Here is a 15,196-nt window from a genome sequence, read left to right on the forward strand (position 1 = left end):
TCGGCAGCACCACGAGGAGCAATTCTCTGCCTCAATCGATGCCGACCATGGAATTCTGCAGTGGCGCTACACCTGTTCAGGGTCGGCGACTGTGAAGAGTTCCATCGTGGCAAAGCCGCGGATTTCATGGCTGCCGAGCGAGCGAAGCCGTTGCTTGCTTTCAGCTGCTGCAGCCGGGCCGACGCAGATGGCCGTGCCCAGAAATTTGTTTGCCTCCTGCAGTCGCGCTGCAAGGTTGATGGCGTCGCCATGGGCGGTGTAGTCGAGCTTGCCGCCGGCGCCGACTTCGCCAAGCACCGCCTGACCCGTCTCGACCCCGATGCGCGTGCGCCCGAAATCCCGTGCGGCAAACTGCGGTCGCCTGCGCATTTCTTCGGTCAACGCATGGATTGCCTTGGCGCATTCGATTGCCTTGTCGACATGATCGGCCAGATCCTCCGGCGCGTTGAAGAAGGCGTGCACGGCGTCGCCGACCACCTTGTCGACCATGCCGCCATATTGCGCTACCAGCCCGTTGACCTCGGTAAAATAGATATCGAGCAGGGCGATGAGGTCGCGCGGCCCGAGTTTTTGCGAAAGCGTCGAAAAGCTCTCGATGTCGGTGAACAGCGCCGTCACCGCCCGTTCCTCGCCCGCAACCCGGGCAGCACCTGGATTGTCGATGTAGCGCGCGACGACGGATTGCGGCAGGTATTGCGAGAATTTTTCCCGCGCCGTCGCTTCCGCCCGCCTGACATGGGCGAACTGCAGCGTGCTGGTCACTGCCAGCACGGCAGCAAGTGCGACTGAAATGCTCACTGCATCGACGAGCCAGCCGCTGGTGCGGTAGATCGCGGCAGTCGCCGCGACGACGACGGCAACCGCGACGATGCCGAGCACGGCCGATGTCATCGGCCGGAGCCTTGCCGCGCCATAGGCGGCGGCAATGCCCGCTGCCAGCGAGAACAGGGCCTCGATGACGGGAAGCCGCGCGTCACGCCGTGGAATGAAACCGGTGGCGATCGCATTGGCGATATCGGCATGGATCTGAACCGAGGGCTCGAGCGGCATTGAGGCGCTCGGCCGGAGGCCGCCGAGATTGGGCAGGCTGCTGCCGATGAAGACGAGTTTGCCCGCAAACCTGTCGCTGCCTGCTTTCCCTGAGAGAACGTCGGCTGCCGAAATGGTCCGGGCGGCGATCAAGTCAGGGGTGCTCGCGACGAAGCGCAGGCTGCCGGTATCGTCGAGTGTGATCACCTGCCTGTCGAGCCGCAGCCAGGCTGGGTCGCCGCCGAGTATCGGCGTTCCTGCACCCATCATCAGCCGCGTCGCCTCGATCGCAAGCGTCGGATAGGCCTCTTCGCCGAGAACAGCGAAAGCCTGCACCCGTCGGATACGGGCATCCTCGTCGCCGACAAGAAATGATGCGGCCGCCGCCTTGGCGTGATCCATGAAGGAAGGGCAGGAGGTTTCCGCGCCGTCGAGGAACCAGAGTTCCGGTGCTGCGAAGGGGCGGCTCAACGCCAGTGGCGGAGCCGGGCGAGGGCGCTCCTGCAGCGTATCGGCAATGAGAAAGCCGAGAACGACGGGGGTCTTCGAAAGCGCTTGCGAAAGCGATGTATTGCCTGGCAGCTCTGCCGCACAATCGGAACTGAAGACGAAGTCGACGGCGATGACCTTGGCGCCGGCCACGGTCAGTCCGGATAGGAGTTCGGCGGTTGCCGCCCTGTCCCAGTCTCCATCAGGCCGGGATTGGTAGGCCGCCCGGTCGATATCGACGACGACGATGTCGGGCGATTGCGGTGACGGCACCCATTGCATCAGGCGGTCGAAGAACAGCTCCCGCTGCGTTTCGAATACCGGTTCCGCATAGAAATAGAGTGCCAATGCGACGATCAGGCTCGTCAGGATCCCGCCGGCGAGCGGAGTGAAGCGAAATTGCCGGCGAGGTTGCACGGTCATGCCGCCTAATCCTCTTCAGGATCGGCGATGCTCAGCAGCCGGCCGACCTTGCAGGCGATGATCCCTTCTCCCCGCTTGATGGCGCCGCTCTCCTCTAGCCACAGAATGGCCCGGTTGACCTTGGGGCGACTGGCGCCGAGAACGCCGGCGATATCCGTCTGGCTCATCGTCAGCCGCAGATTGGCGCTTTCGGGAAGCTCGTTGCCGTGGATCTGCCGGAGTGTGGCCAGGAAGAACCGCGCAACGCGGGCGTTGAGGTCATAGAGCGCGATGGTTTCCAGCCGCTCGGTGGTGTCGCGCAGCTGGGCGCAGAGAAAGCGGATGACGGACTCAGCTGCCGCCGGCCGGGTAGTGACCATATCGAGAAACGCCTTCTTGCCGATCACGTAGCCTTCGGACGCCGTCTGCGCCGTGGCGTCTGCCGACCGCGTCTGGCCGTCGAGCACCGCCATCTCGCCGAAGATCGCGCCGGCTTCATGCTGGCGCAGCATCAGTTCGCGGCCCTGCGGTGTGATCAGAGAAAGCTTGATGCGGCCCGATATGACCACGATCATATAGTTGCCTTCGTCGCCACGCTGGAAGATCACCGTGCCGGCCGGCCACTTTCGATAGGTGGCGATATCGGCGAGATCCTCGATCGTTTTCTTGTCGAACCCTTCGAAGATCGCGAATGAGTGCCAGAAGGCCGGGCTCCTGTTGATTTCGTTCATGAGATGCCCCCGCGCGGCGTCCCCTGCCGCGCCTGAATTTCACCCAGCAGCCCCGTCCTTGCAACAGAAAAGAACACTTGTGGCCGAACCAGCGCTCGCTAGGACGAAAAGCACTGCACAGACTGGGCCGCGGCTCAAATGTCGGTTGACGATAAATCCCGGTTGTCTCTACGTTGTGAACGATCTGTCGTCGGGCGTGCGGCTAGATGAATTTGAAAATGCTGATACTTCTGCTGCCAACACTCGTTTCTCACAGGAGCCTCGCATGTCTCAGAATGTCGTCGTCCTCATCGGGCGCATTCTCCTTTCGATCATGTTCATCACCGCTGGCTTCGGCAAGCTGACTGATCCCGCCGGCACCGCCGGAATGATTGCTAATGCCGGCTGGCCGGCAGCAACCGCGCTTGCCTATCTCGCCGGCGCTTTCGAGCTGATCGGCGGTCTTGCCGTTCTGGTCGGCTTCCAGACGAAGATTGCAGCCTACCTGCTGGCTCTGTTCTGCCTGGTCACCGCCTTCGTCTTCCACAGCGGCGCAATCAACATTCCGACGTTCCCGCCGGAAGCCAACGGCCTGCTGAGCGTCTTCAACGGCCTGATGATGATGAAGAACATCTCGGTTGCCGGCGGCTTCCTGGTGCTTGCCGCCTTCGGCCCGGGCGCACTGTCGATCGACGCACGTCGCGCCTAAGACATTCCAGACATGAAACGAAAAAACCCGCCGGTTCCGCCGGCGGGTTTTTCGTTTTGTCGCCCGATCCGTCAGGGATAGATCACGCCCTTGCGCAGGATGACGTTGCCGTAAAGCCGCGGTTCGCTGGTCTGCACCACCGTGTGCGCCGCTTGCACCCGCGGATAGAATTCCGGGCCGAGCAGGGGCACGACCGTTCGTGCCGGCTCATGCCTGCCGCAGCAATCAATGATCTCCCGGTGGACGGGATCTAGCGCGTCCCGGTCCTGCTTGACTGTAGCGCGGAAGATCGCCGCCGGCACGAAATCGTCGATCGGCATCACGCTGAGAATGGCGTCCAGCACCGGGATCAGCCCGTGGCCGTCGAGCCGAACCAGCCGGCGAGCATGTTCCTGGCCGGGATAGTTGCCGTCGACCAGCGCAATCTCGTCGCCATGGCCCATTGCCCTAAGCGTCGCCAGCAATTCGGGGCTGAGGATCGGGTCTATGCCTTTCAGCATCAGCTGAGCTCCTTGAAGAGGACGTTGGTGTCGAGCAGGTAGCGGGAGAACAACGGCAGGCTCGCGCCGCCGATGGCGCGGGCATGGCTGCCGACCAAACCTTCGACCAGTTCCGGGATCGTCACGCCCTGCAGGTCGAGGTCGTAGAGCGCCTTGCGCGTTGCCGTCAAAAGCCGGGCGCGGACCCAGGGCGGGAAGCCGCCGTCGATGACAACGGCGGAGAAGTCGATGATCGAGGCGGCGGAGACGACCGCCTGGGCAAGGGCTGCCGCACTGTCGTCGATCCAGATCGTGAGTGGCTCACCGAAATCGATCCAGTCGTCGGCCGAATACCACAGCGGCTTCGGATCGATGCCGCGTTCGCGCAGCAGGTTTTCGAGCACGAAGACCGAGGCGATCTTCAGGAGCTGGATGGTCTTGCCGTCCTTGCCGGAAACCGGCAGCGGGCCGACGGCGCCGGCGGTGCCGGTGCGGCCGGAAAAGAGCGCGGAATTGATGACGATGCCGCCGCCGATGAACGAGCCGATGTAGAAATAGACGAAGTCGGGATAGCTGGCGCCGACGCCGAAGGCGAGTTCGGCGCCGCAGGCGCTGGTGCCGTCATTCTGCAGGAACACCGGGTGGCGGGTGCGTTGGGCCACGATCGCCTGCAGGTTCACCTCGCGCCACCGGTTCATTTCTTCCCGCGGGGCGCCGACTTCTTCCGCCCAGTTCCACAGTTCGAAGGGCGTGGCGATACCGACCCCAGCGATGCGCTTGCGCTCCTCTGGGCTCAGTTGCGCCTCGAGTTTCTCGATGCCGCCGACGATGAAGTCGACCAGTTCGCCGGGCAGCGGATAGGCATGGATCTGGTGCAGGTGCAGGCGGATATTGCCGACGAAATCCATCAGCACCAGGTCGGCACTTCGACGCCCGATCTTCACCCCAAAGGAAAACACCGCATCCGGGTTGAGCCGCATCGGCGTCGACGGCTGGCCGACACGGCCGCGCACCGGCGCGCCGCGCACCAAGAGGCCATCGCTTTCGAGCGCCCGCATGATGACGGAAACGGTCTGCGCCGAAAGGCCGGAGCGTCTGGCGATATCCGCCTTCGACAGCTCGCCGTGACGCCGCACCAGCGACATCACCAGCCTCTCGTTGTAGGCGCGCACGCGCGTCTGGTTCGCCCCGCCGCTCGGGTCGATGACCTCAGGTTGTATCGGTCCCCTGTCGGGGCCGTCTGTCAATGACATGCCACCGTCTCCTCCCGTTGGCATTGGTGCCCGCTTGGCGCGGGTCTGTTGTTTCCGCTCTGGGCGGACCTGTCAATTTGCGCGACGGCCCGGATGGCCTCGGATCGCTGTTATCCAGAGAATGCCACATCGAAATAATAATTCAATTTGATTTATTTATTGACACCCCCGAAATTTAATGTTTGTTTTTGATCCGGAAGCGCCTGCTGCAGCAGAGGAGAATGCTGTGGCGGCGAGGCCTGGGCCGGTCCACCGGCACGTTTTTCATCCTTGGGAGGATTACATGAAGAAGACTGTTCTCTCCGCCGCGTTCGGCGTGCTGTCGCTCGGCGTCGTTTTTGCCGCTCCGGCACAGGCCGCCGATATCGGCGCCTGCCTGATTACAAAGACCGATACCAACCCCTTCTTCGTCAAGATGAAGGAAGGCGCTACCGCCAAGGCCCAGGAACTCGGCGTCACGCTGAAGTCCTATGCCGGCAAGATCGACGGCGACCATGACAGCCAGGTGGCTGCGATCGAATCCTGCATCGCCGATGGCGCCAAGGGCATCCTGATCGCCGCTTCCGACACGAAGGCAATCGTCGACCAGGTGAAGAAGGCGCAGGAGGCCGGTCTTCTGGTGATCGCGCTCGATACGCCGCTTGATCCGGCCACCGCCGCCGACGCGACGTTCGCTACAGACAACCTGCTCGCCGGCAAGCTGATCGGCCAATGGGCCGCCGCCACGATGGGCGAGGGCGCCAAGACCGCCAAGGTCGGCTTCCTCGATCTGATACCGTCGCAGCCGACCGTTGACGTCCTGCGCGACCAGGGCTTCATGATCGGCTTCGGCATCGACCCGAAAGATCCTAACAAGATCGGCGACGAGGATGATGCCCGCATCGTCGGCCACGACGTCACCAACGGCAACGAAGAAGGTGGCCGCAAGGCGATGGAAAACCTTCTGCAGAAGGATCCTGATATCAACGTGATCCACACCATCAATGAGCCGGCCGCCGTCGGCGCCTACCAGGCGCTGAAAGCCGTTGGCAAGGAAAAGGACGTGCTGATCGTATCGGTTGACGGCGGTTGCCCCGGCGTCAAGTCGGTGGCCGAAGGCGTCATCGGCGCGACCTCGCAGCAGTATCCGCTGATGATGGCGGCGCTCGGCATCGAGGCGATCAAGAAGTTCGCCGACAGCGGCGAAAAGCCGAAGCCGACCGAAGGCAAGGACTTCTTCGACACCGGCGTTTCGCTCGTCACCGACAAGCCGGCTGCCGGCGTCGAATCGATCGACGTCAAGGTCGGCACGGAGAAGTGCTGGGGCTGATCGCTCCCGTTCTTCGAACGCATGAGCAGCAACGGAAGGGCGGCCCGGGCCGCCCTTCGCGTAAGCGTCGATGTCTTTGACAAGGCGACGAAAACCGCGCAGCTTCTTGAATGAGTGCTGATGCCCGCCACATGGTGGGCGGGCTGTGCACCAGATTGCATCGCAACCCCTTGGGAGTGGGGTTCACCGGAGGAAGGTCCATGGGCGAGCCCAACGCAGCCGCACAGCCATCCCAGGAATTCGAAAAGGTCCTGGTCAACAGTTCGACGCAGGTCGCGTCGTTCGACACACATGACAAGACGCTGATCCAGAAGATCCAGCATTTCCTGCATTCGACGCCGGCGGCTGTGCCGTTCATCGTGCTCGTTGCAGCGATCCTGATCTTCGGTCTGACGATCGGTGGAAAGTTCTTCTCGTCCTATACGCTGACGCTGATCCTGCAGCAGATCGCCATCGTCGGCATCCTGGGGGCCGCGCAGACCCTGGTCATCCTGACGGCCGGCATCGACCTTTCGATCGGTGTGATCATGGTGCTTTCGGCTGTCATCATGGGCAATTGCGCCGTGACTTACGGCCTTCCGGCGCCGATCGCGATCTTCATCGGCTTCGTCGTCGGCGGTGCCTGCGGCTTCCTCAACGGCTTCCTCGTCTCCAGGGTCAAGCTTCCGCCGTTCATCGTCACGCTCGGCACCTGGTACGTCATCATGTCGACGAACTTCATCTACTCGGCAAATGCGACGATCCGCGAGGCTGATGTAGCGGCCGTCACCAAGATGCTTCACCTCTTTGGCGTCAGCTTCAAGGTGGGATCCGCCGTCTTCACGCTCGGTGTGGTGATGATGGTCGTGCTGGTCCTTGGCCTCTGGTACGCGCTCAACCATACGGCCTGGGGACGCCACCTTTATGCCGTCGGCGACGATCCTGAGGCAGCGAAGCTTTCCGGTATCCGCACCAGCCGCGTGCTGCTCAGCGCCTATACGCTCGCCGGCCTGATTGCGGCACTCGCCGCCTGGGTCTCGATCGGCCGCAACGGCTCGATCTCGCCTTCGGCAGCGGTCACCGACTACAATCTTCAGGCCATCACCGCGGCCGTAATCGGCGGCATCTCACTCTTCGGCGGGCGTGGATCGATCCTTGGAACGCTGATCGGCGCGATGATCGTCGGCGTGGTCTCCATGGGGCTCAACATGTTGGGCGCCGATCCGCAATGGAAAGTCTTCCTCACCGGCGTGCTGATCATCACCGCCGTCGCAATCGACCAATGGATCAGAAAGGTAGCAGGCTGATGGCTCAGGAACCCATTCTCACCGCGCGCGGCCTGGTCAAGCGTTATGGCCGAGTTACGGCTCTCGACTATGCCGATTTCGACCTCTACCCGGGCGAGATCCTGGCCGTCATCGGCGACAACGGCGCCGGAAAGTCCTCGATGATCAAGGCGATCTCCGGCGCCATCACGCCGGATGAGGGGGAAATCCGGCTCGAGGGCCAGCAGATCAACTTCCGCTCGCCGATGGAGGCGCGCACGGCCGGCATCGAGACCGTCTATCAGAACCTGGCGCTGTCACCGGCGCTCTCGATCGCCGACAACATGTTTCTCGGCCGCGAAATCCGTAAACCCGGCATCATGGGCAAGCTTTTCCGCACGCTCGACCGTGCGGAGATGGAGAAGCGGGCGCGGGCAAAGCTGTCCGAGCTCGGCCTGATGACCATCCAGAACATCAACCAGGCGGTGGAAACGCTTTCGGGCGGCCAGCGCCAGGGCGTGGCGGTGGCGCGAGCCGCAGCCTTCGGTTCCAAGGTGGTGATCATGGACGAGCCGACGGCAGCCCTCGGCGTCAAGGAAAGCCGGCGGGTGCTGGAGTTGATCCTCGACGTGCGTTCGCGCGGCCTGCCGATCGTGCTCATCTCGCACAACATGCCGCATGTGTTCGAGGTGGCCGATCGCATCCACATCCACAGGCTTGGCAAACGCCTCTGCGTCATCAATCCGAAGGAACACACGATGTCTGATGCCGTCGCCTTCATGACCGGCGCGAAGGAGCCGCCGCGCGAGGCGCTCGCCGCATGAATGTCGGGCCGGTGGTTGATCAGATCCTCGAACGGGCGGCTGGAGCCGCCCGTTTCGTCGTGGCGATTGCCGGCCCGCCGGGTGCCGGAAAATCCACCCTGTCCGACGCGCTTGCCGAAGCGCTGGTAGCTGCAGGAGAAATGGCGGCGGTGCTGCCGATGGACGGGTTTCACATGGACAATGCCGTGCTCGAAGAGAAGGGCCTGCTTGCCCGCAAAGGTGCGCCGGAAACCTTTGATGTCAGGTCGTTCCTGGCGACGATCGCTGCGGTCAGGGCCAATGACGGCGAGGTGCTGGTGCCGGTCTTCGATCGCTCGCGCGAACTGGCGATCGCCTCGGCGCGTGTTGTAGCGGCCGATACCCGCATTATTCTCGCCGAGGGCAACTATCTGCTGCTCGACGAGGCGCCCTGGAACAAGCTTGCCGGTGCCTTCGATTTCTCCATCTTCATCAATCCCGGCATCGAGGAACTGGAGCGGCGGCTTTTGAAGCGCTGGTTCGACCACGGCTACGACGAGGAGGCGGCGAAGCGAAAAGCCCATGGCAACGACATCCCCAACGCGCATCGTGTGGTCGAGCATCAGCGACGCGCAGATGTCGTGCTTGCGGATTTCTGAGCGATGGTCGGATTGCGGATTGTGTTTGCGGGCGCATTGGTGATATCGAGACGCGGTTTCACCACATGAGTAACCGCCCAACACCCGCACCTGCCGGCTGCAAAGCTGCGCGCGCGGATCGGGCGCGAGCACCGGGAGGGGGATCAGGAAAAGTGTACGCGGTTTTCCGCCTGCATCCCGCCCTGACTTAGGAGAACGCTGACCATGCAAGACCTCGTTATCCGCCGGCCGGATGATTGGCACCTTCACCTGCGCGACGGCGACATGCTGAAGGGCGTCATCGCCGACACCAGCCGCCATTTCGCCCGCGCGATCATCATGCCCAACCTCGTGCCGCCGGTCGTCACCGCGGCCGACGCTGCTGCCTATCGCGAGCGCATCCTCGCGGCCATCCCGGCAGGCGACCGGTTCGAGCCGCTGATGACGCTTTATCTCACCGAGGGCACGAACCCCGACGACGTCGAGGCCGGCCACAGGAGCGGCCTCGTCAAGGCAGTCAAGCTCTATCCGGCTGGCGCGACGACGAATTCGCACAGCGGCGTGCGCAACATCGATGAGGCGATGCCGGTGCTCGAGCGCATGGCGAAGATCGGCCTGCCGCTCTGCGTGCATGGCGAGGTCACGACATCGGACGTCGACATCTTCGACCGCGAGGCCGTGTTCATCGACACCGTGCTTGATCCCTTGCGCCAGCGCCTGCCGGAACTGAAGGTCACGATGGAGCACGTCACCACCAAGGACGGCATCGACTACATCAAGGCGTCGAAGGCCAATCTTGCCGGCTCGATCACCACCCATCACCTGATCATCAACCGCAACGCCATTCTCGTCGGCGGCATCAAGCCGCACTACTACTGCCTGCCGGTTGCCAAGCGCGAAAACCACCGTCTGGCGCTGCGCGCTGCCGCCGTCTCGGGCGACAAGCGCTTCTTCCTCGGCACCGACTCAGCACCGCATGTCGATCCGCTGAAGGAATGCGCCTGCGGCTGCGCCGGCATCTACACCTCGATCAACACCATGAGTTGCCTGGCGCATGTGTTCGAAGAGGAGGGCGCGCTCGACAAGCTCGAAGCCTTCGCCTCGCTGAACGGTCCCACCTGGTATGGCCTGCCGGTCAACGAGGAGACGATCACGCTCAGGAAGCAGGCAGAAGCCGTGACCTATCCCAAGAAGATCGAGACCGGTGCCGGTCCGGTCACCGTTTTCGATCCGATGTTCCCGCTGCACTGGGCCGTCGCCTGATCGTTTGGAATTTTGAAGGAGAGTTTGATGTTTTCCAATGCGTTCACCGACAAGGCCGTGATGGCCGAGCTGGTCGCCAAGATGCTCTGGGAGATCAAGGCGGTGCATTTCAGCGCCGACAAGCCCTATAAGCTCTCGTCCGGAATGGCGAGCCCGGTTTATATCGACTGCCGCAAGCTGATCTCCTATCCGCGCATCCGTTCGGCCGTTATGGATTTTGCCGCGGCATCAATCCTGCGCGAGGCGGGCTTCGAGCAGTTCGACGTCGTCGCCGGTGGCGAGACGGCGGGTATTCCCTTCGCGGCGATGCTGGCCGAGCGCCTGGGCCTGCCGATGATCTACGTGCGCAAGGCGCCGAAGGGTCATGGCCGCAACGCCCAGATCGAGGGCCACATGCCGGAGGGCGCCCGTGTTCTTGTTATCGAGGACCTGACGACCGCCGGCGGCTCGATGTTCAAGTTCATCGATGCGATCCGCGCAGCCGGCGGCATCGTCGACCACGGCATCGCGCTCTTCTATTACGATATCTTCCCGGAGGCCGTCGGCGAGATGAAGGGCAAGGGTGTCGACCTGCACTGGATCGCCACATGGCGCAACGTGCTTGCCGTTGCCCGCGAGCAGGCGCTGTTCGACGACGAGACGCTTGGCGAAGTCGAGGCCTTCCTCAACGACCCGCTGGCCTGGTCTGGCCGCAATGGCGGCGTCAGCGCGCTTGCCGCCCAATAGTCGGCGACACTCTGGGATTTCGTCGAAAGTCATTGAAATCAGTTGAAATGTCTTCAGGGGAGAAATGCCGATGATCGTATGTTGTGGTGAAGCGCTGATCGACATGCTGCCGCGGGACACGACCGCGGGCGAAAGTGCATTTGCGCCCTATGCCGGCGGGGCGATCTTCAATACGGCGATCGCGCTCGGTCGGCTCGGCATTCCCACCGGCTTCTTCACCGGCCTTTCCGATGACATGTTCGGCGATGTCCTCCGCGAAACGCTGAAGGCGGCGAATGTCGACTTCGCTCCCTGCGCGACCCTGTCGCTGCATACAACGCTTGCCTTCGTCAAGCTCGTCAACGGCCATGCCACCTACGCCTTCTTCGACGAGAACACGGCGGGGCGGATGATTACGAAAGATCATCTGCCGGCGCTCGGCGACTTCTGCGAGGCGCTGCATTTCGGCGCGATCAGCCTCATCCCCGAGCCCTGCGGCTCGACATATGAGGCGCTGATGACCCGCGAACACGAAAAGCGGATCATCTCCTTCGACCCGAACATCCGGCCCGGCTTCATCAAGGATCGGGAAGCCCATCTCGCCCGGATGAACCGCATGGCGGCGATGTCTGACATCATCAAGTTCTCGGATGAAGATCTCGACTGGTTCGGCATGACCGGCAGCCACGACGATCTGGCGGCCGAATGGCTGAAGCGCGGTCCGAAGCTGGTTCTGATCACCAAGGGCGCCGATGGGGCCGTCGGCTACACCGGGCGTCACAAGGTCGACGTTGCCGGTGAGCGCGTCACGGTCGTCGACACGGTCGGTGCCGGCGATACCTTCGATGCCGGCGTGCTCGCATCGCTGAAGCTGAGCGGTCTCCTGACCAAGGACGCCGTCGCAAACCTCTCGGAAAGCGCTGTTCGCGACGCCCTGGCCCTCGGCGCCAGGGCCGCCGCCGTCACCGTTTCGCGTGCCGGCGCCAACCCGCCCTGGAAGCATGAAATCGGGCTCTGAGAAGAGCCCGCACGAAACTCAATCCTTTTCCTCCGGGCGATATTCGAGAATGTCACCCGGCTGGCAATCGAGAACGGCGCAGATCTTCTCCAACGTGTCGAAGCGCACGCCTTTGACCTTGCCCGATTTTAACAGCGATATGTTCTGCTCGGTAATGCCGACCTGTTCCGCAAGATCGCGCGAGCGCACCTTGCGTTTCGCCAGCATGACGTCGAGGTTTACGACAATCGGCATCCGTTAAACGAAGCTCCTGTTCTCGGCTTCGATCCCCGATGCGATGACCATGACATGGCCGAGCACCAGAAGCAGCCCGGCCATCAGCATAACGATAATCGTTCCCCCATTGATGTCGATGAAGACGGAGTGCCCGGTCGTACTGGGATTGTCGTAGGTGACAGCCATGATGCCGATTGCGTTGCTGACAGTCATGCACAAGGAACCGACGATGGCGATGATGCCGATCCGCTTCAGCAGGACACCATTGCGGCTGGAAAGGATCTCACCGCGTTCGAAACCGTCGAAAAGTTGCCAGGCAAAGGCGAGGCCGGCAATAACAAGCGCATTGTTCATCGCAGTGAGAAACATGACGGTTATTATCGCGCGATAGGAGAGCGTGATGGCGGAGACCTTCGGGAAGACCACGTCGCGAATACCCTGCTCGAAGCCGGCCCGGTCGAAGAAAATCTGCCAGTGCCCGTAGACGACGGCCGAGCAGAACACTGCGCCGCACAATACGACCATCAGTTTCATGATGCGGCTCAGCTTGCGCAGCCGCTCGGGAGATCCGTTCATTAAAAAGTTCCTTATCGGCTCACTTGTTTTTTTATTGTAAAACGATAATTATTTCGCGTCAATTATGATTTTGGTGCGTTTCATGACTTTCCGTATTTTGATGAACCCATGCCTTTTCCTGTCCCTCAACGTGCTGGCCGCCTGTGCAGCGCTCAATGTCGGCTCGTTTGAAAAACTGTCTGGCGTCGATCCGCTCACGTCCGATCCGGCAGAACTGCGTGTTGCCCTTTTGGTGCCCGAAGCGCTGTCGCTCAGGCGCGGCGACGCAACACTCGGCATTTCGTGGAAGGCGGATGGTGCGCCCCTCGACACCCACCGTTTTGCCCTTCAGATCCAATCCGGAAATGTCGGGGCGCCGGGGCTGACCGAGGGGATGCGGGAGGGGCAGACGCTCTATGTCCTGACGCTGACGCCCGCCGATGCGGAGCGCCTGCGCGATATGCAGGAGAAGATCGCGGCGACCAAAGGCACGGAGGCCAAGGGTCGCGGAAGCCTTACGGTCGGTTTTTCCGGTGGCTGCTGGAGTGGTGCGTTTCCTGCTGACCAGAAAGTCACGGTCGATGCCTGGATCCGTACGCGTTCCGACGAAAACTACTTCCAGCTCCTTTCGGGACTGGATCTGATGGATATGCTCCGCCAGTCCGGCGTCAAGGCGCTGCCGGCCTGCGCGGCCTGAACGGCCAGGGCACGCCGGGCGCGCCCTGGCCTCGCATTCTTAGCGAGAAGCCTTGAGCAGCACGGCCACAAGGCCCGCCGTCGACGAATCGTGACCGGCAGCACTTTCCTTGCCTTCGACCACGGGCAGCAGGCCCGTTGCCAGCTCCTTGCCGAGCTCGACGCCCCACTGATCGAACGAATTGATGTTGAAGAGCGCGCCTTCGACGAAGACGCGGTGCTCGTAGAGCGCGATCAGCCGGCCGAAGGCGAAAGGATCGAGCTGGTCGTAGACCAGCGTCAGCGACGGGCGGTTGCCGGCAAAGACGCGGTGCGGCGCGATCTTGTCTGCCTTGGCATCCGCCATGCCCTTGGAGGTCAGCTGTGCCTTCGCCTCGGCAAGCGTGCGCCCCTTCATCAGGGCTTCAGACTGGGCGAGGCAATTGGCAATCAGCAGTTCGTGCTGGTGGCGCAGGTTCTTCTCGTGGCCGTTGGCGGCGATCATGAACTCGGCCGGGATGACGTCCGTGCCCTGGTGGATCAGCTGGTAGAAGGCGTGCTGGCCATTGGTGCCCGGCTCGCCCCAGACGACCGGACCCGTCGAATATTCGACCGGTTTGCTGTCGAGCGTGACCGCCTTGCCGTTCGATTCCATGTCGAGCTGCTGCAGGTAAGCCGGAAAGCGCGACAGGCGCTGGTCATAGGGCAGGATCGCCCGCGAGGGATAGCCGAGAACATTGCGGTGATAGAAGCCGAGGAGGCCCAGCAGCATCGGCAGGTTCTGGCGGATCGGCGCAGTGCGGAAGTGCTCGTCGATGGCATGGCCGCCATCGAGGAAGCGGCCGAAATTCTCCTTGCCGATGGCGATCATCAGCGGCAGGCCAATGGCCGACCAGATCGAATAGCGCCCACCGACCCAATCCCAGAAGCCGAACACGCGCGCCTGGTCGATGCCGAAAGCTGCGACCTTGTCGAGTGCCGTCGAGACGGCGGCAAAGTGGTGGCCGACTGCGGCTTCGCCGAGCTTGCCGGCGATGAAGGCGCGGGCAGTCGCCGCATTGGTCATCGTCTCGATGGTCGTGAAGGTCTTGGAGGCGACGATGAAGAGCGTCGTTTCCGGATCGACGGGCTTCAGCGTATCGGCGATATGCGCGCCATCGATGTTGGAGACGAAATGCAGGCGCGGGCCGTCATGGAACGGCGCGAGCGCCAGCGTCGCCATCACTGGGCCGAGATCCGAGCCGCCGATGCCGATATTGACCACATCGGTGATCTTCTTGCCGGTCGCACCTTTGAGCGCGCCCGAGCGGATGCCATCGGCAAAGGCGCCCATGGTTTCAAGCACGCCGTTGACGTCGGGCATCACGTCCTTGCCGTCGACCATGACAGGACGATTGCCGCGGTTGCGCAGCGCCGTGTGCAGCACGGCCCGTTCTTCGGTAATGTTGATGATGTCGCCGCGGAACATCGCGTCGCGCTTCTCTTCGACCTTGGCCGCTTTCGCCAGCGCCTCAAGACCGTCGAGCACCTGTTCGTTCACTGCGCATTTCGAATAATCGAGCAGCAGATCGTCGAGCGAGGTGCTGAAGCGCGAGAAGCGCTGGGCATCGCTCGCGAAGGCGGCGCGGATATCGGTCGCATTGGTCTGCGCGGCGGTTGCTTTGAGTTGATCGACAAGCGCTTTCATCGCGGGGCTCCTTGTGTCGGACATTCGCCTGCG

Annotated in this window: 16 protein-coding genes; 9 read left to right on the forward strand and 7 right to left on the reverse strand. The window is 62.5% G+C overall.

Annotated features, from left to right (window positions below; all coding sequences use genetic code 11):
• Nucleotides 1-66 precede the first annotated feature (66 nt).
• Together C6558_RS02050 and C6558_RS02055 are read right to left on the reverse strand one after the other, a co-directional pair.
• Nucleotides 67-1,941, reverse strand: coding sequence for a CHASE2 domain-containing protein (locus C6558_RS02050; protein WP_025425765.1), 1,875 nt, complete (start codon nt 1,939-1,941; stop codon nt 67-69).
• A gap of 5 nt (nt 1,942-1,946) precedes the next feature.
• Nucleotides 1,947-2,651 carry a Crp/Fnr family transcriptional regulator gene (locus tag C6558_RS02055; protein WP_025425766.1) on the reverse strand — a complete coding sequence of 235 codons (705 nt, stop codon included), beginning with the start codon at nt 2,649-2,651 and terminating at the stop codon, nt 1,947-1,949.
• A 265-nt stretch (nt 2,652-2,916) separates the two neighbouring features.
• Between C6558_RS02055 and C6558_RS02060 the strand changes: the two genes are divergently transcribed.
• Nucleotides 2,917-3,339: a DoxX family protein gene (locus C6558_RS02060; protein WP_025425767.1), complete on the forward strand. Its 423-nt coding sequence runs from the start codon at nt 2,917-2,919 to the stop codon at nt 3,337-3,339.
• Between the two features lie 71 nt (nt 3,340-3,410).
• On the opposite strand, the gene C6558_RS02065 is transcribed toward C6558_RS02060, so the two are convergent.
• Nucleotides 3,411-3,839, reverse strand: coding sequence for an RbsD/FucU family protein (locus tag C6558_RS02065; protein ID WP_025425768.1), 429 nt, complete (start codon nt 3,837-3,839; stop codon nt 3,411-3,413).
• The gene (locus C6558_RS02070) at nt 3,839-5,071 is read right to left on the reverse strand and encodes an ROK family transcriptional regulator (protein WP_057212507.1); all 1,233 of its coding nucleotides are present in this window, start codon (nt 5,069-5,071) and stop codon (nt 3,839-3,841) included. The genes C6558_RS02065 and C6558_RS02070 overlap by 1 nt, the downstream gene beginning before the upstream one ends.
• A gap of 283 nt (nt 5,072-5,354) precedes the next feature.
• On the opposite strand from C6558_RS02070, the gene C6558_RS02075 reads away from it, so the two are divergent.
• The 7 genes from C6558_RS02075 (at nt 5,355) to C6558_RS02105 (ending at nt 12,030) form a co-directional block, all read left to right on the forward strand.
• A complete protein-coding gene (locus C6558_RS02075) occupies nt 5,355-6,380 on the forward strand; it encodes a sugar ABC transporter substrate-binding protein (RefSeq protein ID WP_025425770.1) in 1,026 nt (341 codons plus the stop codon).
• A gap of 200 nt (nt 6,381-6,580) precedes the next feature.
• On the forward strand, nt 6,581-7,666 hold the full coding sequence (locus C6558_RS02080; RefSeq protein ID WP_025425771.1) for an ABC transporter permease: 1,086 nt from the start codon (nt 6,581-6,583) through the stop codon (nt 7,664-7,666).
• The gene (locus C6558_RS02085) at nt 7,666-8,448 is read left to right on the forward strand and encodes an ATP-binding cassette domain-containing protein (protein WP_025425772.1); all 783 of its coding nucleotides are present in this window, start codon (nt 7,666-7,668) and stop codon (nt 8,446-8,448) included. The genes C6558_RS02080 and C6558_RS02085 overlap by 1 nt, the downstream gene beginning before the upstream one ends.
• Nucleotides 8,445-9,065: a nucleoside triphosphate hydrolase gene (locus C6558_RS02090; RefSeq protein WP_025425773.1), complete on the forward strand. Its 621-nt coding sequence runs from the start codon at nt 8,445-8,447 to the stop codon at nt 9,063-9,065. The genes C6558_RS02085 and C6558_RS02090 overlap by 4 nt, the downstream gene beginning before the upstream one ends.
• A gap of 204 nt (nt 9,066-9,269) precedes the next feature.
• Nucleotides 9,270-10,307, forward strand: coding sequence for a dihydroorotase (gene pyrC / locus C6558_RS02095; protein ID WP_025425774.1), 1,038 nt, complete (start codon nt 9,270-9,272; stop codon nt 10,305-10,307).
• A 27-nt stretch (nt 10,308-10,334) separates the two neighbouring features.
• On the forward strand, nt 10,335-11,033 hold the full coding sequence (locus C6558_RS02100; RefSeq protein WP_025425775.1) for an orotate phosphoribosyltransferase: 699 nt from the start codon (nt 10,335-10,337) through the stop codon (nt 11,031-11,033).
• 70 nt (nt 11,034-11,103) lie between these two features.
• Entirely contained in the window at nt 11,104-12,030 is a 927-nt protein-coding gene (locus C6558_RS02105) for a carbohydrate kinase (RefSeq protein WP_025425776.1), read from the forward strand.
• 18 nt (nt 12,031-12,048) lie between these two features.
• Here C6558_RS02105 and C6558_RS02110 read toward each other — a convergent pair whose 3' ends face one another.
• The gene (locus C6558_RS02110) at nt 12,049-12,264 is read right to left on the reverse strand and encodes a helix-turn-helix transcriptional regulator (RefSeq protein ID WP_025425777.1); all 216 of its coding nucleotides are present in this window, start codon (nt 12,262-12,264) and stop codon (nt 12,049-12,051) included.
• A gap of 3 nt (nt 12,265-12,267) precedes the next feature.
• The gene (locus C6558_RS02115) at nt 12,268-12,822 is read right to left on the reverse strand and encodes a DUF2975 domain-containing protein (protein ID WP_025425778.1); all 555 of its coding nucleotides are present in this window, start codon (nt 12,820-12,822) and stop codon (nt 12,268-12,270) included.
• 82 nt (nt 12,823-12,904) lie between these two features.
• Between C6558_RS02115 and C6558_RS02120 the strand changes: the two genes are divergently transcribed.
• A complete protein-coding gene (locus tag C6558_RS02120; RefSeq protein WP_128090391.1) occupies nt 12,905-13,498 on the forward strand; it encodes a hypothetical protein in 594 nt (197 codons plus the stop codon).
• A 39-nt stretch (nt 13,499-13,537) separates the two neighbouring features.
• Here the strand turns inward: C6558_RS02120 and pgi are convergent, their stop codons facing one another.
• Nucleotides 13,538-15,163, reverse strand: a complete 1,626-nt coding sequence (gene pgi, locus C6558_RS02125) for a glucose-6-phosphate isomerase (RefSeq protein ID WP_057212500.1) — start codon at nt 15,161-15,163, stop codon at nt 13,538-13,540.
• Between the last annotated feature and the right edge of the window lie 33 nt (nt 15,164-15,196).

The organism is Ensifer sp. NM-2, assembly GCF_003024455.1.
Lineage (GTDB): Bacteria > Pseudomonadota > Alphaproteobacteria > Rhizobiales > Rhizobiaceae > Ensifer > Ensifer canadensis.

Coding starts and splice junctions, on each gene's coding strand:
- pgi (WP_057212500.1), bottom strand. CDS start 15,163: ATGAAAGCGCTTGTCGATCAACTCAAAGCAACCGCCGCGCAGACCAAT.
- C6558_RS02075 (WP_025425770.1), top strand. CDS start 5,355: ATGAAGAAGACTGTTCTCTCCGCCGCGTTCGGCGTGCTGTCGCTCGGC.
- C6558_RS02120 (WP_128090391.1), top strand. CDS start 12,905: ATGACTTTCCGTATTTTGATGAACCCATGCCTTTTCCTGTCCCTCAAC.
- C6558_RS02065 (WP_025425768.1), bottom strand. CDS start 3,839: ATGCTGAAAGGCATAGACCCGATCCTCAGCCCCGAATTGCTGGCGACG.
- C6558_RS02090 (WP_025425773.1), top strand. CDS start 8,445: ATGAATGTCGGGCCGGTGGTTGATCAGATCCTCGAACGGGCGGCTGGA.
- C6558_RS02100 (WP_025425775.1), top strand. CDS start 10,335: ATGTTTTCCAATGCGTTCACCGACAAGGCCGTGATGGCCGAGCTGGTC.
- C6558_RS02060 (WP_025425767.1), top strand. CDS start 2,917: ATGTCTCAGAATGTCGTCGTCCTCATCGGGCGCATTCTCCTTTCGATC.
- C6558_RS02050 (WP_025425765.1), bottom strand. CDS start 1,941: ATGACCGTGCAACCTCGCCGGCAATTTCGCTTCACTCCGCTCGCCGGC.
- C6558_RS02070 (WP_057212507.1), bottom strand. CDS start 5,071: ATGTCATTGACAGACGGCCCCGACAGGGGACCGATACAACCTGAGGTC.
- C6558_RS02080 (WP_025425771.1), top strand. CDS start 6,581: ATGGGCGAGCCCAACGCAGCCGCACAGCCATCCCAGGAATTCGAAAAG.
- C6558_RS02110 (WP_025425777.1), bottom strand. CDS start 12,264: ATGCCGATTGTCGTAAACCTCGACGTCATGCTGGCGAAACGCAAGGTG.
- pyrC (WP_025425774.1), top strand. CDS start 9,270: ATGCAAGACCTCGTTATCCGCCGGCCGGATGATTGGCACCTTCACCTG.
- C6558_RS02055 (WP_025425766.1), bottom strand. CDS start 2,651: ATGAACGAAATCAACAGGAGCCCGGCCTTCTGGCACTCATTCGCGATC.
- C6558_RS02105 (WP_025425776.1), top strand. CDS start 11,104: ATGATCGTATGTTGTGGTGAAGCGCTGATCGACATGCTGCCGCGGGAC.
- C6558_RS02085 (WP_025425772.1), top strand. CDS start 7,666: ATGGCTCAGGAACCCATTCTCACCGCGCGCGGCCTGGTCAAGCGTTAT.
- C6558_RS02115 (WP_025425778.1), bottom strand. CDS start 12,822: ATGAACGGATCTCCCGAGCGGCTGCGCAAGCTGAGCCGCATCATGAAA.